Here is a 206-nt window from a genome sequence, read left to right as displayed (position 1 = left end):
GGGCTTTTGTTTTGCCATTCTTCAAAGAGGATTTCCACCACTTCGACCACGGATTTGTTCATAAATACGCGGCTGTTGCGGCGTTTGTGCCACAAGTTTGTTGCATCGTTGAGCGTGAGTTTGTAGAGGGTCAGTGCCCCATCGCTTTGTCCTTGTGAGGCTTCGGTGATGATACCAGTGGTTCTAAACAGGGTTCCTTGATCAGT

At 48.5% G+C, this 206-nt stretch carries 1 protein-coding gene; it reads right to left on the bottom strand.

Annotated elements, in window-relative coordinates; translation table 11 throughout:
• The coding region (locus AC1M9D_RS14235) for a phage late control D family protein (RefSeq protein ID WP_481612464.1) at positions 1-206 on the bottom strand (206 nt) is incomplete at both ends.

This window comes from Acinetobacter sp. ANC_7682, from assembly GCF_056779795.1.
Note: the sequence above shows the minus strand (reverse complement) of the source record. Positions and strands in the feature narration are given on the sequence as shown.